Genomic DNA, 21,174 nt, shown 5'->3' on the forward strand with positions numbered 1-21,174 from the left:
TCTTGGCGCGCGTCGAGCGTTAGTGTCGGGCGTCGTGTTTATGGATCCGCGGGACAAGCCCGAGGATGACGACATCGAAGAAGCCGATGGGAGGGGAAGCCTTTCGTCGTCACATCGTTCACCTGCCGGAGCCCTCCATGCGTCCTGTCCTCGTCAGCCTGTCCGTGATCGCCGCCGCCCTGACGCTGGCCGCCTGTGAGACGACGACCGTCCCGGCCGCGTCGGAAACGCCCGCCGTCGCCGCCGCCTCGGCCGATTACGCCCAGTTGATGGAGGATCTGCGCATTCTGTCGGCCGACGACATGCAGGGCCGCGACACCGGCTCGGAAGGCGGGGCCAAGGCGCGTGAATACATCGTGGCGCGACTGGAGGCGCTGGGCGTCCAGCCCTCGCCGATGGGGCGTCTGCAGCCGTGGGAGATGCAGGGCCGCACGCGCGAGGGGACGAAGACCTACAGCGGGACCAACATCATCGGCGTGATCCCCGGCACGCGCGTGGCCGACAAATACATCGTGGTGACGGCCCACTATGACCACGTCGGGGTCAACGACGGCCAGATCTACAACGGCGCGGACGACAACGCCTCGGGCGTGGCGACCATGCTGGAGCTGGCCAAGCGGCTGAAGGCCAATCCGCCCGAGCACAGCGTGCTGATCGTGGCGCTGGACGGCGAGGAGCGGGGACTGCTGGGCGCCAAGCATTTCGTCGAGGCGCCGCCGGTGCCGCTGCATGCGATCGCGATGAACCTGAACTTCGACATGACGGCGCGGGCCGACAGCGACGGGAAGCTGTGGGTGACGGGGACGTATCAGCATCCCTATTTCCGCCCGGTGCTGGATCAGGTTCCGGCGCGCCGGAACGTGGCCCTGGCCTTCGGCAAGGACACGCCTGAGGACAAGGGCGCCGACAACTGGGTCGAGGCGTCGGACCACGCCGCCTTCCACCGTGCAGGCCTGCCGTTCCTCTATTTCGGCGTGAACTACCACACGGACTATCACCGCCCGAGCGACGACTTCGAGAAGGTCAATCCGGCGGTGTTCCAGGACTCGACGGAGCTGGCGATCAGCGGCTTCCGAGCGCTGGACCGGTGGCTGGATCAATGAAGCGCGGGTTGATCGCGGCCGTCCTGCTGGCGGGCGTCGTGGGGCTGGCCGCCTGCGACCGCGGCGCGACGCCCGACAAGACGGCGCAGGCGGCCGCCTTCAAGCACGATCTGCCCGAGGACGTGTCCGGTTACTACATCCCCACGACGGCGGTGCAGGTGGGCGACTGGCGGCTGCATCACCTGTTCATGGGCCAGGTTCCCGACTTCATGAGTTGGCGCGACGGTCAGCGGACGACGGGCTTTGCGCCGATCATGATGGAGTTCGAAGCGGGCGATAAGGCGCGGCGCACGCGGCTGATCCCGACGGCTTATGACGTGACCGAGGACCGTGTGCGCTTCCAGGCGACGTCGGGGGAGCTGGGGGCGGTGTCGTTCGAGGGAAGGCTCGACCAGGATGCGCTGGCGAAGGCGCGGCGCAATCTGGGAGATCAGGGCGTGGTCCTGAAAGGGACGATGAAGGTCGGGGGCCGGACCTTCGACGGGGTGTCGATGCGGTGGTGGGCGGGGGACTGATCCCCCGCCGCTGATACCGATCCTTAGGCGACGGTCGCCTTGACGATCTTGCCCGGCGCGCGCGGGGGCTCGCCCTTGGGCAGGGCGTCGACGTGATCCATGCCTTCGATCACTTCGCCCCAGACGGTGTACTGGCCGTCCAGGAAGCGGGCGTCGTCGAAGCAGATGAAGAACTGCGAGTTGGCGCTGTCCGGGTTGGCGGTGCGAGCCATGGAGCAGACGCCGCGGACGTGCGGCTCCTTCGAGAATTCCTGCTTCAGGTTCGGCTTCTTCGAGCCCGAGGTGCCGGTGCCCGTCGGGTCGCCGCCCTGGGCCATGAAGCCCGGAATCACGCGGTGGAAGACCACGCCGTCATAGAAGCCTTCCTTGGCCAGATCGGTGATCTGCTTGACGTGGTTGGGCGCCAGGTCGTCGCGCAGCTTGATGACGACGTTGCGTTCTTCGCCGTCGCCGGTGTCCAGGGTGAAGGTCAGGGTTTGGTCGGCCATCGGGCGCTCCTTGAGGTTATGCGAGCCGGAATTGTGCGCGGGTCATAGCGGCTGAACGCCGTCAGGGCTATGTGGGAAGCATGAGTGAAGACGAAAAGCCCGCCGACAAGCCGCAGGAACGCCGCCGCATGGTGCGCCTGCCCACGGGCGGCACGGCCTCGGGCCGCAAGGTCGGCCAGAAGATCAAGACGGCCGACAAGAAGTCGCTGTCCAGTCAGGCGTGGATCAAGCGTCAACTGTCGGACGAGTGGTCCGATCGCGCCCGCGCCGAGGGCTGGCGCAGCCGCGCGGCCTTCAAGCTGATGGAGATCGACGACAAGTTCCGGCTGATCCGGCACGGCTCGCGGGTCATCGACCTGGGCGCGGCGCCGGGCGGCTGGGTGCAGGTGGCGCTGGATCGCGGCGCAGCGGCGGTGGCGGGCGTGGACCTGCTGATGATCGAGCCGATTCCGGGCGCGACGCTGATTCAGGCGGACTTCACCGATCCGGGCGTGGATCAGCAGATGCTGGACGCCATCGGCGGGCCGCCGGACCTGGTGCTGTCGGACATGGCGCACAATACGGTCGGTCATCGTCAGACGGACCACCTGAAGATCATCGCCCTGATCGAGATCGCGGCCGACTTCGCCATCCGCACCCTGCGGCCGGGCGGGAATTTCGTGTCGAAGAACTTCCAGGGCGGCGACGCGGGCGGGGTGCTGACGCGCCTGCGCGAAGAGTTCGAGACGGTGAAATACGTGAAGCCCGAATCGAGCCGCAAGGGCAGCGCCGAGGTGTTTCTGGTGGCGCTGAACAAGCGGTAGGGCGCTGGCCCACTGTCTTTCCGCCCGTAAACAATCGCCGTCAGCTCTCCCACACGCCGTCATCCTCGGGCTTGACCCGAGGATCCAGCGCGGCGACGCGCTCATCCTTGCCGACTTCACGCAGACGGAAGGCTCGATCCTCGGGTCAAGCCCGAGGATGACGGCGGTTATTCGAGGATGACGGCGTGTGGGAGAGCTGACGGCGTTTGGGAAGGTTGCCGCGTGTAGGACTGACGACGGCGCCTTGAGGGCGCGGCGTGGGCGTGGCTGACGGCGTCGGTTACGCCGATGCGCCCTCGGCCGCCGCAGCGGCGCGGCGGGCGGCCTTCTTGGCCTCGATCCGCGTCCAGATGCGGTCGTGCAGGGTGAAGAAGACCGTCTGCACCAGAGGCTCGATCGTGCCGATGGCCAGGGCGATGCGGATGTCGCGCGTCAGGGCGAAGGCCACCAGAACCGCCACGGCGAAATGCATGACGCCGTAGGTGATCGTCTTCAGCGCCACCTGCTTCAGGTTGCGGGGCAGGGCGTGGCTGTGCCTGTGTCCGTGGCCGTGGTGGTTGTGCGCGCGGTTCTGTTCGTGCGCGTTCATCACCTCCAGACGGGCGGTGAAGGCCTCGGCCGTCTCCTCGACGCGGGACAGCATCTTGCGGCGTTCGACCCGGTGCCAGACGCGGTCGTGGATGGAATAGGCGATGGTCTGGAAGATCGGCTCGACCACCCCGACGGCCAGGGCCAGCCGCCAGTCGCGGGTCAGGGCGAAGGCCACCAGGATCGCCACGATCAGGTGCATGGCGCCATAGCTCGCGATCTTGAGAGCGAGCTGCCGCGCCGTGTTGAGCAAGATGCGAACCATTATCGGGAAATGCGGCCTCTCGCCGTCCGTTTCAAGGCAATTCCTCTTATATGCACGATAGCGCGGCCTTGGGGTTGCGGTTCCCCGCAAACGGGGGCTATACGCGGCCCGCAAAATGGAGGCTCCAAATGGAGATACGCGAAGGCCTAACCTTCGATGACGTTTTGCTCGAACCCGGTCCGTCCGAGGTCATGCCCGCTGATGTCGACGTCTCGACCCAGCTGACACGCGAAATCAAACTGAACATCCCCCTGCTGTCGTCCGCCATGGACACGGTGACGGAAAGCCGCCTGGCCATCGCCATGGCGCAGGCGGGCGGCATGGGCGTGCTGCACCGGAACATGACCATCGACGAGCAGGCCGAAGAGGTCCGCGCAGTCAAACGCTATGAAAGCGGCATGGTGGTGAACCCGGTCACGGTCGCCCCCGACACGACGCTGGGCGAAGTCCTCCAGATCGTCGAGCGCAAGAAGATCACCGGCTTCCCCGTGGTCGATCCCAAGAGCGGCAAGCTGGTCGGCATGCTGACCAACCGCGACATGCGCTTCGAGACGGACCTGAACCTCAAGGCCGCCGATCTGATGACGACGGGCGAGCTGATCACCCTGCGCGAAGGTTCGGCCGGACGCGAGGCGGCGCGCGAGCTGCTGCGCACGCGCAAGATCGAGCGGGTCATCGTGGTGGACGACGCCTATCGCGCCGTCGGCCTGATCACCATGAAGGACATCCAGAAGGCCCAGGCCTTCCCCAACGCCTGCAAGGACGAGCAGGGCCGCCTGCGCGTCGGCGCCGCTTCGACCGTCGGCGACGCCGGGTTCGAGCGGGCCATGGCGCTGGCCGATGCGGGCGCGGACGTGGTGGTGATCGACACCGCCCACGGCCACTCGGCCTCGGTCGCCCAGGTGGTCGAGCGCATCAAGCGCGAGAACAACCGCGTCCAGATCATCGCCGGCAACGTCGCCACCTATGACGCCACCCGCGCCCTGATCGACGCGGGCGCCGATGCGGTGAAGGTCGGCATCGGACCGGGCTCCATCTGCACCACCCGCATCGTCGCGGGCGTAGGCGTGCCGCAACTGACGGCCATCGTCGACGCCGCCCGCGCGGCGGAAGGCACGGGCGCCTCGGTCATCGCCGACGGCGGCATCAAGTTCTCGGGCGATCTGGCCAAGGCCATCGCGGCGGGCGCCAATGTCGCCATGATGGGCTCGATGTTCGCGGGCACGGACGAAAGCCCCGGCGAGGTCTTCCTGTACCAGGGCCGGTCCTACAAGTCGTATCGCGGCATGGGCTCGGTGGGCGCCATGGCGCGCGGCTCGGCCGACCGCTACTTCCAGAAGGAAGTCTCGTCCGAGAAGCTGGTCCCCGAAGGCATCGAGGGCCAGACCGCCTACAAGGGGCCGATCGCCCCGGTGGTGCACCAGCTGGTCGGGGGCCTGCGCGCCTCCATGGGCTATGTCGGCGGCGCCACCATCCCGGACTTCCAGGAACGCGCGCGCTTCGTCCGCATCACCAATGCGGGGTTGCGTGAGAGCCACGTCCACGACGTGATGATCACGCGCGAGGCGCCCAACTATCGTCAGGGCTGACCTGATCCGCTCCCGGCCCCGGTCGGGAGCGGTTTTGTTTTGGGCTAGTGGAACAGGAGACGGGCGTGACGACTGAACTCACCTATCTGGCGGCGACGCTGGTGCTCGCCCTGGTCCAGATTCTGCTGCCCGCCTTCGCCCGGACGCGCGAGTTCGGCCTGTCGTGGAACGCCGGGGCGCGGGACACGACGCCCGAGGCGCGCAGCCCTGTCGTCGGCCGTCTTGAGCGGGCGCAGGCCAATCTGTTCGAGACCCTGCCGCTGTTCATCGGCGCCGTGCTGATTGCTCAGGTCGCTGATCGAACCGGCGCGCTGACGGCCTGGGGCGCAGGCCTCTACTTCTGGGCGCGCGTCGCCTATATCCCGCTGTACGCCCTGGGCGTTCCCTATATCCGGTCGCTGGTGTGGCTGGTCTCGCTCGCGGGACTGGCCATGTGCCTTCTGGCCCTTTTCATCCGAGTCTGATTTGACCCCAGCCGCCCGCCTGGCCGCCGCCGCCGCCATCATCGACAGCATCTCGCAGGGCCGCCAGCCCGCCGACGCCGTGCTCAAGGCCTGGAGCCAGCAGAACCGCTACGCCGGTTCGGGCGACCGCCGCGCCATCGCCGAGCGCGTGTATCAGGTGCTGCGCGCGCGCGGCCGCCTGTCGGCCTTCATGGGCGGGCGTCAGGACGGACGCGCCCTGATCGTCGGCGCCCTGTCGGTGCTGGACGGCGCGACGCTGGAGGAGATCGAAGGCCTCTACAACGGCGAAGGCTATGGCCCGCGTCCCCTGTCCAAGCATGAGCGCGGCCGCGTCATGGCGGGCGAGGACGCAGTCGATCTGGCCGAGGTCGCCCTGCCGGACTTCGTGACGGCGGACCTGAAGGCGGTCCACGGCGACCGCTGGCGCGAAGAGGTCGAAGCTTTGAGCGGTCGCGCGCCGGTGGACCTGCGGGTCAACTCGCTTCGCGCCACGATGGAGGAGGTCGAGACCGAACTGCGCGACGCCGGCCTGTCGCCCCAGCGCACGGAGCTGTCGGGCTGGGGCCTGCGTCTGGAGGCCGAGCCTGCGCCGAACGTGCAGCCGCTGGACGGCTTCCAGAACGGTCATTTCGAGATTCAGGACGAGGCCAGCCAGGTCGTCGGCTGGCTGTCCGGCGCCTTCCCCGGCGCGACGGTGGTGGACTATTGCGCGGGCGGCGGCGGCAAGACGCTGGGTCTGGTGCAGGCCATGCAGGGGCAGGGATCGCTGATCGCCTGCGACGTCTCGGCCAAGCGTCTGGACAATGTGAAGCCGCGCCTGGCCCGCGCCGGCGTGGAGGCCGACCTGCGCCTGCTGGGTACGAACGGCGGCGGGGTCGAGGATCTGAACGGTCAGGCCGATGTGGTGCTGGTCGACGCGCCGTGCTCGGGCTCGGGCGCCTGGCGGCGTCGGCCGGAGGACAGCTGGAGGCTGACGGCTGAGGAAGTGGCTCGTCTGCACGCGCTGCAACTGCGCATTCTCGGGCAGGCGACCAAGCTGGTGCGGCCGGGCGGTCGTCTGGCCTATGTCACCTGCTCGGTGCTGGGCGCGGAGAATGAGGCGACCGCCGCCGCCTTCGAGGCCGCGCACCCGGACTTCAAGCCCGTCCCCGTCGCCGATGCGGCGCACAGCGCGGACCTGACCGAGGCGGGGCGCGAGCGCCTGACCGCCCTGGCGCAAGGAAACCGCCTGCGTCTGTCGCCCGCCGCGACCGGCACGGACGGCTTCTTCATCGCCCTGTTCGAGCGCGCTTCGTGAGGCTGGAGCGTTATGGGGCCGTCACGGTCCTGCCGGTGATGGCGGCCCCGGCGGAATACGGCGAGCACCTGCGCGCCCGCATCGACCCGTTGATGACCGGCATCGGTCCGGTCGAGGGGGCGGTGGCCCTGACGGCGGCGCTGGCGCGGCTGGAGGCGCGGGGAGAGGCGCCGGACCTGATCCTGTCGCTGGGATCGTGCGGGTCGCGCGTGTTGGATCATGCGGCGGTCTATCAGGCGTCGTCCGTGGCCTATCGCGACATGGACGCCAGCGCGCTGGGCTTCCCCAAAGGCGTGACGCCGTTGCTGGACATGCCCGCCGTCCTGCCGCTGCCGTGCCCCATTCCCGGCGTGCCGACCGCGCGTCTGTCGACCGGCGGGAACGTCGTCTCGGGCGCCGCCTATGACGCCATCGACGCCGAGATGGTGGACATGGAGACGTGGGCGCTGGTCCGCGCGGCCCAGACCTTCGGCCTGCCGCTGGTCGCGCTGCGCGGGGTGTCGGACGGCAAGGCCGAGCTGACGGGCCTGCACGACTGGACCTCGACCCTGCATCTGGTGGACGAGAACCTGGCTGGCGCCATCGACGGCCTGATCGCGGTGCTGACGGATCACGGCCTCTCCGCCCTTGAAATTCCGGCCCTTCAGGGCCAAACCCTCGCCCAATCGCTCGCCCCGGATTCGACCTCATGACCCAGCCGACCCAACACCAGAAGGTGCTCATCGTCGATTTCGGCAGTCAGGTGACGCAGCTGATCGCGCGCCGCCTGCGCGAGGCCGGCGTCTATTGCGAAATCCATCCCTACAACAAGGCCGGCGAGGCCCTTAAGGCGATGCAGCCGCAGGCCATCATCCTGTCGGGCGGCCCCAACTCGACGACCGAGGCGGACAGCCCGCGCGTCGACCACGCCGTCTTCGACTACGGCGCGCCGATCCTGGGCATCTGCTACGGCGAGCAGCTGATCTGCGCCGAGCTGGGCGGCAAGGTCGAGAGCGGCTACCATGCCGAGTTCGGCCGCGCCGAGATCGTCATCACCAAGGACAGCCCCCTGTTCGCGGGCATCGGCGCCCTGGATCACCGCGAGCCGGTGTGGATGAGCCACGGCGACCGCGTGACGGCCCTGCCGGAAGGCTTCCACGTCATCGCCACATCGGAAGGCGCGCCCTTCGCCGCCATCGCCGACGAGACGCGCAAGATCTACGGCGTGCAGTTCCACCCCGAGGTGGTTCACACCCCGCGCGGCGCCCAGCTGCTGAAGAACTTCACCCACGGGGTGGCGGGCCTGACCGGCGACTGGACCATGGCCGCCTATCGCGACGAGCAGATCGCCAAGATCCGCGAACAGGTCGGCGACGCCAAGGTCATCTGCGGCCTGTCAGGCGGCGTCGACTCATCGGTCGCCGCCGTGCTGATCCACGAGGCGATCGGCGACCAGCTGACCTGCGTCTTCGTCGACACCGGCCTGCTGCGCAAGGACGAGGCCAAACAGGTCACGGAACTGTTCCGCGAGCACTACAATATCCCGTTGGTGCACGTTGATGCGTCTAAGGAATTCCTCGGCGAACTGGCCGGGATTTCGGACCCGGAGACCAAGCGCAAGACCATCGGCCGCGTCTTCATCGAGGTGTTCGACCGTGAAGCCGCCAAGATCGAAGGCGCCGCCTTCCTGGCCCAGGGCACCCTCTATCCCGACGTGATCGAGAGCGTCTCCCCGACCGGCGGCCCCTCGCACGTGATCAAGAGCCACCACAACGTCGGCGGCCTGCCGGACTTCATGAAGTTGAAGCTGGTCGAACCCTTGCGTGAACTGTTCAAGGACGAGGTCCGCGCCCTGGGCCGCGAACTGGGACTTACAGACGCTTTCGTAGGACGCCACCCATTCCCCGGACCGGGCCTGGCCATCCGCATCCCCGGCGAGATCACGCCCGAGGCGGTCGCCACGCTGCAGGACGCGGACGCCATCTATCTGGACGAAATCCGCAAGGCGGGCCTGTACGACGACATCTGGCAGGCCTTCGCCGTGCTGCTGCCGGTCAAGACGGTCGGCGTCCAGGGCGACGCCCGCACCTATGAAAAGGTGCTGGCCCTGCGCGCCGTCACCTCGACCGACGGCATGACGGCCGACTTCTACCAGTTCCCGTGGGACGTCCTGGCCAAGACCGCCACGCGCATCATCAACGAAGTCCGCGGCGTCAACCGGGTGGTTTACGACGTGACGTCCAAGCCGCCCGGCACCATCGAGTGGGAATAATTCGGGCCTTTCGAGAGCTTTCGAGAACGCTTCCGATGTGCGACATAAGTTACTGACGCAAAAGTGAATTCTGTCGAGACCCTTCGGAGCCTTTCGGAGGGTCTTTTTTTCGTGATGCCGACCTGTCTGACGGTATCGCGCTCCGTTGCTCCCGTGGATTCCGGCTCATACCGTCTGGGCCACGGCGAGCCGATGACGGTATTCTTTTCACGCAAGACGCTGAAAAGGCGAGAAAATATCGACCTCGAACCGCCGATTTCCGGGCCTGTCCGGTGCGAGGAGATTTTACCGTGCTTACCGATGCCGCTCTGAGGAATTTGAAGCCCAAATCAAAGGCTTACAAGAGTACCGACAGGGATGGCCTCTACGCCTATGTGTCGCCAGGCGGCGCGATCTCGTTCCGCTACGACTACCGCTTCAACGGTCGGCGGGAGACGCTCACCCTGGGGCGCTATGGGCGGGGCGGTCTAAGCCTGTCGCAGGCGCGGGAACGCCTGTTCGAGATCAAGCGGACCATAGCGGACGGCGTGTCGCCCGCCTTGGAGAAGCAGCGCGCCAAGCGTCGTCTGAAAGAGGCGCGCAGCTTCGAGCATGTCGCCCAGCGCTGGATGGACACCGCCCCGATGGCGGACAGCACCCGGAACATGCGCCGGTCGATCTTCAATCGCGAGGTGCTGCCGCAGTGGCGAAACCGCCTGCTCAGCGAGATCACTCCCGATGACATCCGGGCGCACTGCAAGACCATCGTGGACCGCGGCGCGCCGGCGACGGCGATCCATGTGCGCGACATCGTCAAGCAGATCTACGCTTGGGCGATCCTGCACGGCGAGAAGATCGATAATCCGGCGGACGGCGTCGGGCCGGCGTCGATCGCGACCTTCCGGCCGCGTGACCGCAGCCTGTCACCGAGCGAGATCCGCATCATGCTGGGGCTTCTCGGAGAGGTGGCGACCCTGCCGACCATCCGGCTCGGGCTGAAGTTCATCCTGCTCAGCATGGTGCGAAAGAGCGAACTGCAGGACGGCGTCTGGCCGGAGGTGGATTTCGAGAACGCCGTCTGGTCGATCCCGGCCGCGCGGATGAAGCGCTCTCGGCCCCACAACGTCTATCTGTCGACCCAGATGCTCGACATCCTGATCGCCCTGAAGACCTGCGCCGGAAACTCCAAATACATCCTGCCCTCCCGCTACGACGCGGACGCGCCGATGTCGCGGGCGACCTTCAATCGTGTGACCTCCGCCATCGCCGAGCTGGCGAAGAAGCGGGGATTGCCGTTGGAGCCGTTCACCGTGCACGACCTGCGACGGACGGCCTCGACCCTGTTGCATGAGATGGGGTTCAACTCGGACTGGATCGAGAAGGGCCTGGCTCACGAGGAGCGGTCGTCGCGCGGCGTCTACAATAAGGCGGAGTTCGAGATGCAGCGACGGCACATGGCGCAGCAGTGGTCAGACGCGGTCGAGGCTTGGGAGGCCGGGCGGACGTTCACGCCGGTACTCAGTGTGCCGGAGGGAGAGGGACCTCGCTTCGATCCGAAGTTCTGACCGGTCGGCTGATGCGTCGGCGGACGTCGGGCGGCGCCGCGCGGCGGATCGGCTGGTTGCGGCGGCGCTCGAGCCAGGCCTCGACCTCGGCCAGGTCCCAGACCACGCAGCGGGGCGTCAGGAGGAACCGCTTCGGAAACTCGCCCCGGCGCTCCATCTCCCAGATGGTGCTGTCGGCGAGCGGCACCATCTGGTGCAATTCAGGCTTCTTGATCGTGCGGGGCAGGGGTGGGTTGCGCTGGGCCATCGATATCTCCGCTTTGATGCGGGGAATCGAACTCGAAAGGTTGCGACAGGCCTAGCCGTACCCTCTCCACCGTAGATTTGCGGCCTATGTGAGGATGAGCGGCTTGAATATTTCCATATTTCTAATAATTCAGAAATATGGAAACCGAAGCCTCGATTCTCGCTCTTGCGGCCTTGGCGCAATCAACGCGACTGGAGGCGTTTCGCCTTTTGGTCCGCCACGAGCCCGACGGTCTGGCGGCCGGTGACATCTCCAACCATCTGGCCATCCCGGCCAACACGCTGTCGTCCCATCTGGGCGTCCTGACGCGGGCCGGGCTGATCAAGTCGGAGCGTCGCAGCCGGTCGATCATCTATCGGGCCGACCTGGACAGGCTTGGTGACCTGGTCCTGTTCCTGCTCAAGGATTGCTGTGGGGGCAGAGCGGACCTGTGCGAGCCGTTGTTGGCCGAACTCGCGCCGTGTTGCTCCTGAGGCCGCCGTGGACATTATCATCTACCACAACCCGACCTGCGGGACGTCTCGCAATGCGCTTGAGCTGATCCGTCACCTCGGGATCGAGCCCCACGTCATCGAATATCTGAAAAGCCCGCCGTCGCGCGCCATGGTCGCCTGGCTGGCGGAGCGGACCGGCGCCCCGCTGCGCGACCTGCTGCGGGAAAAGGGCACGCCCTTCGCCGAACTGGGTCTCGACGCCCCAGGCCTGACGGACGAGCAACTGCTCGATGCGATCGAGGCCCATCCGATCCTGCTCAACCGACCGATCGTCGTCAGCCCCCTGGGCGTGGGCCTGTGTCGCCCGTCGGAGGCCGTGCTGGACCTGCTGCCGACCGAGAACCTGAAGCCCTTCACCAAGGAAGACGGAGAGGTCGTCATCGACGCCGACGGCCGGCGGGTGGCGCGATGATCGACGCGCCCGCCGCTTCGCCGCGCCGTCTCTCATTCCTCGACCGCTGGCTGACGCTGTGGATCTTCGCCGCCATGGCGCTGGGCGTCCTGCTCGGAACCGTCGTGCCGGGCCTGCCCGCCTGGATCGACAGCCTCTCGGTCGGGACCACCAACATCCCGATCGCGATCGGCCTGATCCTGATGATGTACCCGCCGCTGGCCAAGGTCCGCTACGAGGCCCTGCCGCGCGTGTTCGCCGACAAGCGGGTCCTGGCCCTGTCCCTGATCCAGAACTGGGTTCTCGGGCCGGTGCTGATGTTCGCGCTGGCGGTGATCTTCCTGCGCGATCAGCCGGAGTACATGACCGGCGTGATCCTGATCGGCCTAGCGCGCTGCATCGCCATGGTGCTGGTCTGGAACCAGCTGGCGCGGGGCGACAACCAGTATGTGGCCGGTCTCGTGGCCTTCAACTCGATCTTCCAGATCCTGTTCTTCAGCCTCTACGCCTGGTTCTTTCTTACCGTCCTGCCGCCGGTGTTCGGCCTGCGGGGCAGCGTGGTGGACGTCAGCGTCTGGACCATCGCCGGAGCCGTGCTGGTCTATCTCGGCGTTCCATTTCTGGCGGGTTTCCTGACCCGCCGCAGCCTGATCGCCCGCAAGGGCGCCGACTGGTACGAGCGCCGCTTCCTGCCGCGCATCGGGCCGATCACCCTGATCGCGCTGCTCTTCACCATCGTGGCCATGTTCAGCCTCAAGGGCGGAGAGGTCGTGGCCCTGCCGCTCGACGCCCTGCGCATCGCCATTCCGCTGACGATCTACTTCCTCGTCATGTTCGTCGTCAGCTTCCTGATGGGCAAGCTGATCGAGGCCGACTACCCGCGCACCACGGCCCTGGCCTTCACGGCGGCCTCCAACAATTTCGAGCTGGCGATCGCGGTCGCCATCGCGGCGTTCGGCCTGGCCTCGCCGGTCGCCTTCGCCGCCGTCATCGGCCCGCTGGTGGAGGTGCCGGTGCTGATCCTGCTGGTGTCGGTCGCTCTCTGGATGGGCCGGCGGTGGTTCCAGGACACCGTCCCGCCGGCGGACGCCGGGTGATGGTGGTCCTGTATCTGATCGAGGCGACTGAAGCCGGCCTGATCGCCGCGCTGCGGGCCGAAGGCCTGCCCGCGCCTGACGCCGGCCGCTACTTCAGCGCCGCTCACCATGGCGCCGTCGTGGGCTACGTCGGGCTGGAAGGGGAGGGGCGCGACCTGCTGCTCCGCTCCCTGGTGGTGCTCGCCGACCGGAAGGCGCGCGGCCTGGGAAGTCGGGTGCTGGCCGCCGCCGAGATCGTCGCCGCCGACCTGGGCGGCGCACGCCTGCATCTGCTCACCACGACGGCCGAACCCTTCTTCACCCGGCACGGCTACCGGGCGGCCAACCGCCAGACGGCGCCCGAGACGATCCGGCGGACCCGCGAGTTCGCGGGGCTCTGCCCTGCGTCGGCGGCCTATCTGACCAAGGACCTCTGATGACCTTCGCCCGCCTGCGAGCGCTGCCCGATCCGGATCACCTGCCGGCCCTGGACAAGGCCTATCTGTCGGCCGATCCGGCTCGCGGTCTTGGGCCGCACGATCATCGGCCCCGGATCCTGCTCCTCTACGGATCGCTGCGCGAACGGTCCTACTCGAGGTTCTGCGTCGAGGAGGCGGCCCGCCTGCTGCAGTGGATGGGATGCGAAACCCGCATCTTCGACCCGTCGGACCTCCCTCTGCCGGGCTTGCCGGGGGACGACGATCATCCGGCGGTGCGCGACCTGCGCGAGCACGCCCTGTGGTCCGAGGGCATGGTCTGGTGCAGCCCGGAGCGGCACGGCCAGGTCTCGGGCCTGATGAAGCTGCAGATCGATCATCTGCCCCTGAGCATGGGCGGGGTGCGCCCGACCCAAGGCCGGACCCTGGCCGTCATGCAGGTCTCCGGTGGGTCCCAGAGCTTCAACGCCGTCAACACCCTGCGGCTGCTCGGCCGCTGGATGCGGATGATCACCATCCCCAATCAATCGAGCGTGGCCAAGGCCTTCCAGGAGTTCGACGACGCCGGGCGGATGAAGCCCTCCGCCTACTATGAGCGCATCGTCGACGTGATGGAGGAGCTGGTCCGCTTCACCATCCTGACCCGGCCCCACGCCGCCCGGCTGGTCGACCGCTACTCCGAGCGCAAGGCGGCGAGCACGCCGATCAACCCAGCCGATGACCTGTCGGCGATCGCCATCGCGCGGCCAGACCCCTGCTGCGTTCCCAGGTCAGCCCGAGCGCTCCTTCAGGACGGTTCCGGAACGGTTGGGGTCGGAGAGCCCTAGGCCGCAGCGGCGGTCTTCGGCTTGCCACCGGACCGGAGGAAGCCGACCGCCAGCACGACGACGGTCAGGACCTGTACCGCCAGACCTTCCAACGTCGGATAGAGGCCGAGGATCTCGACGCGCGGTATCCAGGCGACGGGGTGGACGTCGATCCAGCCGGCCTCCTGCAAGGCGGCGACGCCCTTGCCGACCAGCACGACCGAAAGCACGGCCATCAGGATCGAGCTGAGGGAGAAGAACTGACCGATCGGCAGGCGCTTGCTGTAGGTCAGCAGGGCCCAGGCAACGACCGCCAGAATGGCGACGGCGGTCAGGGCGCCGGCCAGCATGCCGACGTGGCCGCCCTGGCTCCAGATGGCGGCGTAGAACAGGATGGTCTCGAACACCTCGCGGTAGACCACCACGAAGGCGAGCAGGAACAGCAGCCAGGCCGACCGCCCCGACAGTGCCCTGGACAGCTTGTCGCGAATATAGATCTGCCAGGCGTCGGCATGGGACTTGCCATGCATCCAGATGCCGACCGAGACCAGGACCGCGCCGGCCAGCAGGGAGCCGAAGCCCTCCGTCAGCTCCCGGCTCGCGCCGCTGATCGAGATCAGGAAGGTCGCCGCCGCCCAGGTAGCCCCGCCGGCGAGAAGGGCCGCGATCCAGCCGCCGTGGAGATAGCGCAGCGCCTCGGGGCGCTCCGCCTTGCGCAGGAAGGCGATCATGGCGACCACGATCAGCAGAGCCTCCAAGCCTTCGCGCAGGAGGATGGTGAAAGCGCCCGCGAAACTGGCGACGTTGTCCGCCTCCTGCGGCGCCAAGGCCCGTTCGGCGGTGTCGAGCAGGGCGTTGAGCCGGGCGACCTGGGCCTCGACCTCTTCGGTCGGCGCGCCACGCCCGATGGCGGCCCGCAGGCCGGTCATGGCGGTTTCGACACGGCGCAGCAGGGCGCCGTCGCGGGCGCCGAGCGCCGGCTCCACCGGCTCGAAGCCGTCGAGATAGGCCGAGAGCGCCAGATCGGCGGCCTGTTTGCGGTCGCCCGCGCGGTAGGCCGTCAGGCTTTCCGCCAGGCGTGTGCGGGCGAGCGTGAGCGCGCCGCCCGAGGCCGGAGAGGCGGCGTCCGGATGCCGGCGGAGGTAGGCGGTGACGGCGCGGGCCTTGGTCTCGCCGATGCGCGACGCCAGGTCGTCGGGCGTGGTCTGGGTGACGGAGGCCACGGTGGGGAAGGCGGCCCGGATCGCCGGATCGCTCTCCCACAGACGTTGGCCTTCGGCGGCCTCGGCGTCGGTGAAGGCGAACCGCCCGACGTAGAAGGCCAGGGCCCAGCGATCCTCCGCCGGCAGATGCGCGAAACTGGCCATGGCGGTGCCGTCCAGGCCCTGGTCGATCACCTGATAGAGGCCGAACACGCTGCGCTGGCGGGCGCGCTCGACGTCAGCGAAGGCGATGGGCGCGGGATCCAGGCCCTGGGCGCCCTCGCCGTCGGCTCGTCCGGTGACGCCGTGGCAGACGGCGCACTGCTCCTGATAGAGGGCCTGGCCCCGGGCGAGATCGGGTGGGAAGGCCGGGGCCAGCGGGCTCGGATAGGCCGCGAGCAGCGCCGCGGCGAGGGCTTTGGCCTGGGCGGCGACCGCCTCCGGCGCGGCCTTGTCGCGGATGCTGGTCTCCAGGACGGCGGCGTCGCGCACGAGCGCGGCCTTGCCGGTGGTCGCGGGCAGGGCGTCGATGCGGGTGCGGATCTGGCCCGCGAACTCCGTCATCTCGCCGTATTCGGCCGGGTTCACGATCTGGCCGTTCGCGACGGCGCCGGCGTAATCGACCGAGACATAGTCCAGCAGTCGCCAGGCGACCTGGGCCTCCGAAGCGGCGGGCGCCTGGGCCTGGACGGGAGCCGAGGTCCCCAGGAGCAGGGTCAAGAACAGCAACCGAAGGAAATGACGCATGGCGGGCCCAACTGTGAACGGCTCGCATTATCACCGGTGCGTCAGGGTGTCGCGCTCGAAAGTGAAGCTCGTCCGCCGGGGTCATGCCCGTGACCGCAAAGGGCATGGTCGTGCAGCACCTCGATGACCTTGCAGGCGGAGACCCGACCGCCGGCGCATTCAGCCGTCATGCGCGAGAGTTCGGTCCTGAGCGCCTGGAGCCGGGCGATCTTCTCGGCGACATCGGCGAGATGCCGTTCGGCAATCGCATTGGCCTCGCCGCACGGGCGGTCGGGATGGTCCGACAGATCGAGCAGGGAGCGGATCGAGTCGATGTCGAAGCCGAGCTGGCGCGCATGGCGGATGAACGAGAGCCGCCGCGAGGCGGTGTCGTCGTACAGGCGGCGATCGCTGGCAGTGCGCGGCGGCTCCGGCAACAGGCCGATCTGTTCGTAGAAGCGGATCGTCGGAACCTTCACGCCGGTGGCGGCGGCCAGCTTGCCGATGGTGCGAAGGGACGGGGAGGGGGCGGTGGAGGCCATAGGTCAAAATAGTCGCTTGATCCTCTAGCGGCTAGAGGATGCATAGAGGTTTCCGAACACCACGGAGCCCCCATGACCGAGCCCCTGATCCAGGACGCCCCTGCCGCCTCGGGCTGCGGCTGCGGCGCGCCGGTGAAGTTCGACGGCGCCTCGCGGGCCTATCGCCGCATCCTGCTGGCGGTGATCGCCATCAACGCCGTCGCCTTCGTCGCCGTCGCGGGCGGCGCGCTTGTGCAGGGCTCGGCCTCTCTCGGGGCCAACGCCCTCGACTTCCTGGCCGACAGCGCGACCTACGCCATCAGCCTGTGGGCCATCGGCAAGTCGGTGCAGGTGCGTTCGGGCGCGGCGCTCCTGAAGGGCGCGAGCCTGGCGCTGCTGGCGGTGTTCATCCTCGGCTTCGCCGTCTGGCGCGCGGTGTCCGGCGCGCCGCCGGAGGGCACGGTCATCACCGGCCTGGGCCTGTTCGGCTTCGTCGCCAACGGCGTCGCGGCCCTGCTGCTGGTGCGCCATCGCGACGGCGACGCCAATGTCCGCTCCGTCTGGCTGTGCACCCGCAACGACCTGATCGAAAGCCTGGTCGTCGCCGCCGCCGGCGGGCTCGTCTGGCTCACGGCCTCGCGCTGGCCGGATCTGATCGCCGGCGCCGTTCTGGCGGTCGTCTTCCTGCAGTCGGCGTGGTCCATCATCCGCCAGTCCCAGGCCGAACTGAGGGCCGCGCGGTGACGACCACCTTCACCCCGGCCCTGGGCCACAGCTGGCTGAGCGACGTCTGCGACCCCGCGATCGCCCTGCTGACGCGGGAGCGGGTCTGGCGTCGCGCCCTGGTGGAGGCGCTGGATCCCCGCGCCGGCGAACGCATCATCGACGTCGGCTGCGGCACAGGCAGCCTGGCCGCTCTGATCAAGAGGCGAGCGCCCGCAAGCGAGGTGCTGGGGATCGATCCCGACGGCGACATTCTGGATCGCGCGCGCGCCAAGACGCTGTCGCTCGGGGCCGAGGTCGAGTTCGTCGAGGGGTTCGCGCGGGATGTCGCCCGCATCACCGGCGACGCCGGCGCCGACAAGATCGTCTCCAGTCTGGTGTTCCACCAACTGCCCCTGCCGGAAAAGCGCGCCGGTCTGGCCGCCTGCCTGCGCGCCCTCAAGCCCGGCGGTCGTTTGCACATCGCCGACTACGGCCTGCAACGGACAACCGCGATGCGCGCGCTGTTCCGCATTATCCAGACACTGGACGGCTACGCGGACACCCAGCCCAACGCCGAAGGCGTCATCCCGATATTGCTCGCCGAGGTCGGGTTCACGGGGATCGAGGAGACGACGGTGTTTCCAACCCCGACCGGATCCATCTCCCTCTACCGGGCCGTGCGACCGTGACGGGTCGTCGCAGAGAGTCGTCCTGCGAGCCCTGTCAGGTGAACAGGGCCGGGTCCGACGGGGCTCTGTACTGTGTAACGCATTGCTCCCCGAAACGAACAAAAGTATGCAGCCCGCGATGACCTGGTCGATGACGGCATGGGCGAGACTGGTGTTGGCGGCGACCTTGGTGGTCGCGGCCTTCTTCGTCGTGCCGGTCGCCGACGCCGCGACCTGCATGCCGGAGCCGCCCGCGGCGCACGCCTCGGTCGACCATGATCCGAGCCAGGGCGATCACACCGGCTCCGCCGAACACGGCATCTGCGCGCACGGCCATTGCCATCACACCGCCTCCGCGCGGGCCGAGGCGGGGGACGATCTTCCCCTGCAGGTCTATTCGCGACCCGTGCACGCCTTCCCCATCAGCGAAGTGCGGGCCTCCATCGCCCCCGATGGCCTGATCCGACCGCCCAGAGCCTGACACGACGACCGCGCGTCCGCGCGGGCTCTCTCGTGTCACTCCCTCTGGAAGATGAATCATGCCTCCCTCATATCGCCGGCCGCCGCGCTTCGCGGTCGGCTGCGCGCTCGCCGCCTTCGCGGCTGTGCTGGCCAGCCCCGCGTGGGCTGACCCCGCCCCTTCGTTCGCCGAGCTCCTCGCCCGGCTGGATCAGACCCCTGCGACCCTGGAAGCCGGGGCGCTCGTGGACGCCGCGGAAGCGCGGGCTCGCCAGGCGCGCGTCCGCCCCAACCCGACCCTGGCCCTGGACGCCGAGAATGCGTTCGGAAGCGGACCCTTCTCGGGTTACGACAACGCCGAGACCACGCTGTCGGTCACCCAGGATCTCGAGCTCTGGGGCCGGCGTACGGCCCGGATCAATGCGGCCCGCGCCGATGCGGGGACCGCGTCGCTGCGGCGGGACCTCGCCGTGGTCGACGCCGCCGGACGGCTGGCGCTGGTCTACGCCGACGCCGAGGCGGCCGAACGTCGAGCGACGCTGGCGGAAGAGAATCTGAGCCTTACCCTGGCCGACGCCCGCGCCGCCCTGGTGCTGGTGGAGGAGGGGCGCGAGCCGCTTCTGCGCGGCATCCAGGGCGAGAGCGAAGCGGCCGCCGCGCGCGCCGGTCTCGATGAAGCCATCGCCGAACGCGACGCCGCCTTCGCGCGGCTCACGGCGGTGGCCATGCTGATCGAGCCGGTGACGACCATCGAGGCCAGCCTGCTGGACCAGGCGCCGGCGGCCGCGCTCGCGCCGACGGACCAGACGCCGTCGGTGCGCGTGGCCGAGGCCGAGCGCTCGGCCGCCGAAAGCCGCATCGCGGTCGAACGCACCCGCTCGCGGCCGGATGTGAGCGCCAGCGTCGGGCTTCGCCGCTATGAGGCGGAGGACGCGACCGCGCTGACGTTCGGCCTCAGCCTGCCCCTGCCGCTGTTCGATCGGAACCGCGGCAATATCGAAGCCGCCCAGGCGGACTTCAGGGCGGCCGACGCCCGTCTGATGACCGCCCGCCAGGAGGCCCAGGCGGATCGGGCCGCCGCACAGGCCCGCCTTCGCGCCTCGGTCAGTCGCGTCAACGCCGCCGACGCCGGCGTGCGCTCCGCCGAAGAAGCCTACCGCCTGTCGCGGATCGGCTTCGAGGCGGGTCGGATCTCGCAGCTCGAGCTTCGCGCGACCCGCACCGCCCTGGTCAACGCCAGAACCGCCGCCGTGGACGCCCGCCTCGCCCGGGTTCGCGCGGAAATCGATCTCGCGCGCCAGGACGGCCGCGCCCCCTTCCAAGGAGCCCAATGATGCGCACGCGCACTTCCAACAAGACCTTGCTGATCGGCGGGGTCGCCGCCCTCGTCATCCTCGGGGCCGGGGGTCTATACCTCGCCATGGGACGGTCGGATCCGCCCGCCGCCGAAGGCGCGGCGGCTGAAGGCGAAGCTGGTCACGCCGGAGAGGAGGGCGGCCACACCGAAGGCGAGGCCGAGGCTCCGGAGGGCTTCATCGCCCTCAGCGCGACCCAGGCCCAGGCCGCCAATCTCGTCGTCGTCGGCGTGGGCCGGGGCGGCGGCGCCGAAACCCGGCTCTCCGGCCGCGTGGAGCCGATGATCGACGCCCGCGCCGCCGTCGCCGCTTCCGTCGGCGGACGGGTGGAACGGGTGCTGGTAGCGCCCGGCCAGTCCGTTCGGATCAGCCAGCCCCTGGCCAGCCTCGTGAGCGGCGACGCGGCCACCTTCCGCGCCGACGCGGACGCGGCCGCGGCCCAGTCCGAGGCCGCGCGCCAGGCCTATCAGCGCAACAGCAACCTCGCCGACCAGGGCGTCGTCGCCCGGCAAGAGGTCGAGGCATCCCGAGCGCAGCTGCTGAGCGCCGAGGCGGCGGCCCGCGCGGCGCGCGCGCGGTCGAACGCGGCCGGATCGCCCAACGCCGCCGGACGGCTGAGCGTGAACAGCCCGATCACCGGCGTGGTCACCAGCGTCCAGGTCGGCCCGGGCGGCTTCGTCCCGCAGGGCGGCGTGATCGCCGAAGTGACAAACCCGGGCCGCGTCGAACTCGTGTTCAATGCGCCGCCGCACCTTGCGGCGCTTGTCCGCGCGGGATCGACCTTGCGGGTCTCCAGCCCCGCGGGCGATTTCGACGCCGTCGTCACCGGCGTCGCGGCCGGGGCCGGCGCCGAAAGCGGCGCCACCGTGATTCGGGCCCGGCCGACGGGGGCGACCCTGCCGCCCGCCGGTTCCGCGGTCACCGGCGTGATCGTGACCGGCGAGGCCGCCGGCGGGCTGACGGTCCCGACGGAGGCCATCCAGACCGTGGACGGCGCCAGCGTCGTCTTCGTTCAGGTCCCGAACGGCTTCCAGGCGCGCCCCGTGCTCGTCGGCCGTCAGGCCGGGGGACGCACGGAGATCCTGCGTGGCCTCGACGGGTCCGAACGGGTCGCCGGAACCAACGCCTTCCTCCTCAAAGCCGAACTCGCCAAGGGCGAGGCCGAGCACGGCCACTAGGG

The 21,174-nt window shown here is 68.9% G+C and carries 24 protein-coding genes; 19 read left to right on the plus strand and 5 right to left on the minus strand.

Annotated elements, in window-relative coordinates; genetic code table 11:
* Nucleotides 1-137: 137 nt before the first annotated feature.
* The gene (locus EGK63_RS13970) at nucleotides 138-1,103 is read left to right on the plus strand and encodes a M20/M25/M40 family metallo-hydrolase (RefSeq protein WP_125902012.1); all 966 of its coding nucleotides are present in this window, start codon (nucleotides 138-140) and stop codon (nucleotides 1,101-1,103) included.
* A complete protein-coding gene (locus tag EGK63_RS13975; protein WP_125902013.1) occupies nucleotides 1,100-1,618 on the plus strand; it encodes a hypothetical protein in 519 nt (172 codons plus the stop codon). The genes EGK63_RS13970 and EGK63_RS13975 overlap by 4 nt, the downstream gene beginning before the upstream one ends.
* Nucleotides 1,619-1,641: 23 nt before the next feature.
* Here the strand turns inward: EGK63_RS13975 and EGK63_RS13980 are convergent, their stop codons facing one another.
* Nucleotides 1,642-2,106 (minus strand): peptidylprolyl isomerase, encoded by a 465-nt coding sequence (locus EGK63_RS13980; RefSeq protein ID WP_125902014.1) that lies wholly within the window; start codon nucleotides 2,104-2,106, stop codon nucleotides 1,642-1,644.
* 80 nt (nucleotides 2,107-2,186) lie between these two features.
* On the opposite strand from EGK63_RS13980, the gene EGK63_RS13985 reads away from it, so the two are divergent.
* Nucleotides 2,187-2,909 (plus strand): RlmE family RNA methyltransferase, encoded by a 723-nt coding sequence (locus tag EGK63_RS13985; RefSeq protein ID WP_125902015.1) that lies wholly within the window; start codon nucleotides 2,187-2,189, stop codon nucleotides 2,907-2,909.
* Between the two features lie 280 nt (nucleotides 2,910-3,189).
* Here the strand turns inward: EGK63_RS13985 and EGK63_RS13990 are convergent, their stop codons facing one another.
* Nucleotides 3,190-3,762, minus strand: coding sequence for a DUF2061 domain-containing protein (locus EGK63_RS13990; protein ID WP_125902016.1), 573 nt, complete (start codon nucleotides 3,760-3,762; stop codon nucleotides 3,190-3,192).
* 128 nt (nucleotides 3,763-3,890) lie between these two features.
* On the opposite strand from EGK63_RS13990, the gene guaB reads away from it, so the two are divergent.
* The 6 genes from guaB (at nucleotide 3,891) to EGK63_RS14020 (ending at nucleotide 10,907) form a co-directional block, all read left to right on the plus strand.
* Nucleotides 3,891-5,351 carry an IMP dehydrogenase gene (gene guaB / locus EGK63_RS13995; RefSeq protein WP_003164492.1) on the plus strand — a complete coding sequence of 487 codons (1,461 nt, stop codon included), beginning with the start codon at nucleotides 3,891-3,893 and terminating at the stop codon, nucleotides 5,349-5,351.
* A gap of 65 nt (nucleotides 5,352-5,416) precedes the next feature.
* Nucleotides 5,417-5,815 carry an MAPEG family protein gene (locus tag EGK63_RS14000; protein ID WP_125902017.1) on the plus strand — a complete coding sequence of 133 codons (399 nt, stop codon included), beginning with the start codon at nucleotides 5,417-5,419 and terminating at the stop codon, nucleotides 5,813-5,815.
* Nucleotide 5,816: 1 nt separating this feature from the next.
* Nucleotides 5,817-7,112, plus strand: coding sequence for an RsmB/NOP family class I SAM-dependent RNA methyltransferase (locus EGK63_RS14005; protein ID WP_125902018.1), 1,296 nt, complete (start codon nucleotides 5,817-5,819; stop codon nucleotides 7,110-7,112).
* Nucleotides 7,109-7,804 (plus strand): 5'-methylthioadenosine/S-adenosylhomocysteine nucleosidase, encoded by a 696-nt coding sequence (locus EGK63_RS14010; RefSeq protein WP_125902019.1) that lies wholly within the window; start codon nucleotides 7,109-7,111, stop codon nucleotides 7,802-7,804. The genes EGK63_RS14005 and EGK63_RS14010 overlap by 4 nt, the downstream gene beginning before the upstream one ends.
* Nucleotides 7,801-9,363, plus strand: coding sequence for a glutamine-hydrolyzing GMP synthase (gene guaA, locus EGK63_RS14015; RefSeq protein ID WP_125902020.1), 1,563 nt, complete (start codon nucleotides 7,801-7,803; stop codon nucleotides 9,361-9,363). Before EGK63_RS14010 ends, guaA begins: the two co-directional genes overlap by 4 nt.
* A 290-nt stretch (nucleotides 9,364-9,653) precedes the next feature.
* On the plus strand, nucleotides 9,654-10,907 hold the full coding sequence (locus EGK63_RS14020) for an integrase arm-type DNA-binding domain-containing protein (RefSeq protein WP_054765247.1): 1,254 nt from the start codon (nucleotides 9,654-9,656) through the stop codon (nucleotides 10,905-10,907).
* Here EGK63_RS14020 and EGK63_RS14025 read toward each other — a convergent pair.
* Nucleotides 10,861-11,154 (minus strand): AlpA family transcriptional regulator, encoded by a 294-nt coding sequence (locus tag EGK63_RS14025; protein WP_082382641.1) that lies wholly within the window; start codon nucleotides 11,152-11,154, stop codon nucleotides 10,861-10,863. The two genes, EGK63_RS14020 and EGK63_RS14025, sit on opposite strands and share 47 nt — an antisense overlap.
* 137 nt (nucleotides 11,155-11,291) lie before the next feature.
* On the opposite strand from EGK63_RS14025, the gene EGK63_RS14030 reads away from it, so the two are divergent.
* The 5 genes from EGK63_RS14030 to arsH are packed head-to-tail and all read left to right on the plus strand — an operon-like array spanning nucleotide 11,292 to nucleotide 14,379.
* Nucleotides 11,292-11,627 carry a helix-turn-helix transcriptional regulator gene (locus EGK63_RS14030; protein WP_054765249.1) on the plus strand — a complete coding sequence of 112 codons (336 nt, stop codon included), beginning with the start codon at nucleotides 11,292-11,294 and terminating at the stop codon, nucleotides 11,625-11,627.
* A gap of 7 nt (nucleotides 11,628-11,634) precedes the next feature.
* On the plus strand, nucleotides 11,635-12,060 hold the full coding sequence (gene arsC / locus EGK63_RS14035) for an arsenate reductase (glutaredoxin) (RefSeq protein WP_054765250.1): 426 nt from the start codon (nucleotides 11,635-11,637) through the stop codon (nucleotides 12,058-12,060).
* Nucleotides 12,057-13,136, plus strand: coding sequence for an ACR3 family arsenite efflux transporter (arsB, locus tag EGK63_RS14040; protein WP_054765251.1), 1,080 nt, complete (start codon nucleotides 12,057-12,059; stop codon nucleotides 13,134-13,136). The genes arsC and arsB overlap by 4 nt, the downstream gene beginning before the upstream one ends.
* On the plus strand, nucleotides 13,097-13,552 hold the full coding sequence (locus EGK63_RS14045; RefSeq protein WP_243637697.1) for a GNAT family N-acetyltransferase: 456 nt from the start codon (nucleotides 13,097-13,099) through the stop codon (nucleotides 13,550-13,552). The genes arsB and EGK63_RS14045 overlap by 40 nt, the downstream gene beginning before the upstream one ends.
* Nucleotides 13,552-14,379, plus strand: coding sequence for an arsenical resistance protein ArsH (gene arsH / locus EGK63_RS14050; RefSeq protein WP_207896392.1), 828 nt, complete (start codon nucleotides 13,552-13,554; stop codon nucleotides 14,377-14,379). Before EGK63_RS14045 ends, arsH begins: the two co-directional genes overlap by 1 nt.
* Here arsH and EGK63_RS14055 read toward each other — a convergent pair.
* Nucleotides 14,376-16,307, minus strand: a complete 1,932-nt coding sequence (locus EGK63_RS14055) for a cytochrome c/FTR1 family iron permease (RefSeq protein ID WP_054765253.1) — start codon at nucleotides 16,305-16,307, stop codon at nucleotides 14,376-14,378. The two genes, arsH and EGK63_RS14055, sit on opposite strands and share 4 nt — an antisense overlap.
* A gap of 41 nt (nucleotides 16,308-16,348) precedes the next feature.
* Nucleotides 16,349-16,828, minus strand: coding sequence for a helix-turn-helix domain-containing protein (locus EGK63_RS14060; protein ID WP_054765254.1), 480 nt, complete (start codon nucleotides 16,826-16,828; stop codon nucleotides 16,349-16,351).
* 72 nt (nucleotides 16,829-16,900) lie between these two features.
* Here EGK63_RS14060 and EGK63_RS16810 point away from each other — a divergent pair, with 72 nt between their 5' ends.
* The 5 genes from EGK63_RS16810 (at nucleotide 16,901) to EGK63_RS14080 (ending at nucleotide 21,172) form a co-directional block, all read left to right on the plus strand.
* The gene (locus EGK63_RS16810) at nucleotides 16,901-17,551 is read left to right on the plus strand and encodes a cation transporter (protein WP_243637698.1); all 651 of its coding nucleotides are present in this window, start codon (nucleotides 16,901-16,903) and stop codon (nucleotides 17,549-17,551) included.
* The gene (locus tag EGK63_RS16815) at nucleotides 17,548-18,201 is read left to right on the plus strand and encodes a class I SAM-dependent methyltransferase (RefSeq protein ID WP_224761335.1); all 654 of its coding nucleotides are present in this window, start codon (nucleotides 17,548-17,550) and stop codon (nucleotides 18,199-18,201) included. The genes EGK63_RS16810 and EGK63_RS16815 overlap by 4 nt, the downstream gene beginning before the upstream one ends.
* Nucleotides 18,202-18,331: 130 nt before the next feature.
* Nucleotides 18,332-18,661: a hypothetical protein gene (locus EGK63_RS14070; RefSeq protein ID WP_243637699.1), complete on the plus strand. Its 330-nt coding sequence runs from the start codon at nucleotides 18,332-18,334 to the stop codon at nucleotides 18,659-18,661.
* Between the two features lie 58 nt (nucleotides 18,662-18,719).
* Entirely contained in the window at nucleotides 18,720-19,973 is a 1,254-nt protein-coding gene (locus EGK63_RS14075; RefSeq protein WP_054765257.1) for a TolC family protein, read from the plus strand.
* A complete protein-coding gene (locus EGK63_RS14080; RefSeq protein ID WP_054765258.1) occupies nucleotides 19,973-21,172 on the plus strand; it encodes an efflux RND transporter periplasmic adaptor subunit in 1,200 nt (399 codons plus the stop codon). The genes EGK63_RS14075 and EGK63_RS14080 overlap by 1 nt, the downstream gene beginning before the upstream one ends.
* The last annotated feature ends 2 nt before the right edge of the window (nucleotides 21,173-21,174 follow it).

The organism is Brevundimonas sp. 357 (assembly GCF_003938605.1).
GTDB lineage: Bacteria > Pseudomonadota > Alphaproteobacteria > Caulobacterales > Caulobacteraceae > Brevundimonas.

Excerpts from the sequence above, each read along its gene's own strand:
- EGK63_RS13975 (WP_125902013.1), top strand. The coding sequence starts at position 1,100 with ATGAAGCGCGGGTTGATCGCGGCCGTCCTGCTGGCGGGCGTCGTGGGG.
- EGK63_RS14060 (WP_054765254.1), bottom strand. The coding sequence starts at position 16,828 with ATGGCCTCCACCGCCCCCTCCCCGTCCCTTCGCACCATCGGCAAGCTG.
- EGK63_RS14025 (WP_082382641.1), bottom strand. The coding sequence starts at position 11,154 with ATGGCCCAGCGCAACCCACCCCTGCCCCGCACGATCAAGAAGCCTGAA.
- EGK63_RS14075 (WP_054765257.1), top strand. The coding sequence starts at position 18,720 with ATGCCTCCCTCATATCGCCGGCCGCCGCGCTTCGCGGTCGGCTGCGCG.
- guaA (WP_125902020.1), top strand. The coding sequence starts at position 7,801 with ATGACCCAGCCGACCCAACACCAGAAGGTGCTCATCGTCGATTTCGGC.
- EGK63_RS13985 (WP_125902015.1), top strand. The coding sequence starts at position 2,187 with ATGAGTGAAGACGAAAAGCCCGCCGACAAGCCGCAGGAACGCCGCCGC.
- arsB (WP_054765251.1), top strand. The coding sequence starts at position 12,057 with ATGATCGACGCGCCCGCCGCTTCGCCGCGCCGTCTCTCATTCCTCGAC.
- EGK63_RS13970 (WP_125902012.1), top strand. The coding sequence starts at position 138 with ATGCGTCCTGTCCTCGTCAGCCTGTCCGTGATCGCCGCCGCCCTGACG.
- EGK63_RS14070 (WP_243637699.1), top strand. The coding sequence starts at position 18,332 with ATGACGGCATGGGCGAGACTGGTGTTGGCGGCGACCTTGGTGGTCGCG.
- EGK63_RS14030 (WP_054765249.1), top strand. The coding sequence starts at position 11,292 with ATGGAAACCGAAGCCTCGATTCTCGCTCTTGCGGCCTTGGCGCAATCA.
- EGK63_RS14080 (WP_054765258.1), top strand. The coding sequence starts at position 19,973 with ATGCGCACGCGCACTTCCAACAAGACCTTGCTGATCGGCGGGGTCGCC.
- arsH (WP_207896392.1), top strand. The coding sequence starts at position 13,552 with ATGACCTTCGCCCGCCTGCGAGCGCTGCCCGATCCGGATCACCTGCCG.
- guaB (WP_003164492.1), top strand. The coding sequence starts at position 3,891 with ATGGAGATACGCGAAGGCCTAACCTTCGATGACGTTTTGCTCGAACCC.
- EGK63_RS16810 (WP_243637698.1), top strand. The coding sequence starts at position 16,901 with ATGACCGAGCCCCTGATCCAGGACGCCCCTGCCGCCTCGGGCTGCGGC.
- EGK63_RS13980 (WP_125902014.1), bottom strand. The coding sequence starts at position 2,106 with ATGGCCGACCAAACCCTGACCTTCACCCTGGACACCGGCGACGGCGAA.
- EGK63_RS14055 (WP_054765253.1), bottom strand. The coding sequence starts at position 16,307 with ATGCGTCATTTCCTTCGGTTGCTGTTCTTGACCCTGCTCCTGGGGACC.
- EGK63_RS13990 (WP_125902016.1), bottom strand. The coding sequence starts at position 3,762 with ATGGTTCGCATCTTGCTCAACACGGCGCGGCAGCTCGCTCTCAAGATC.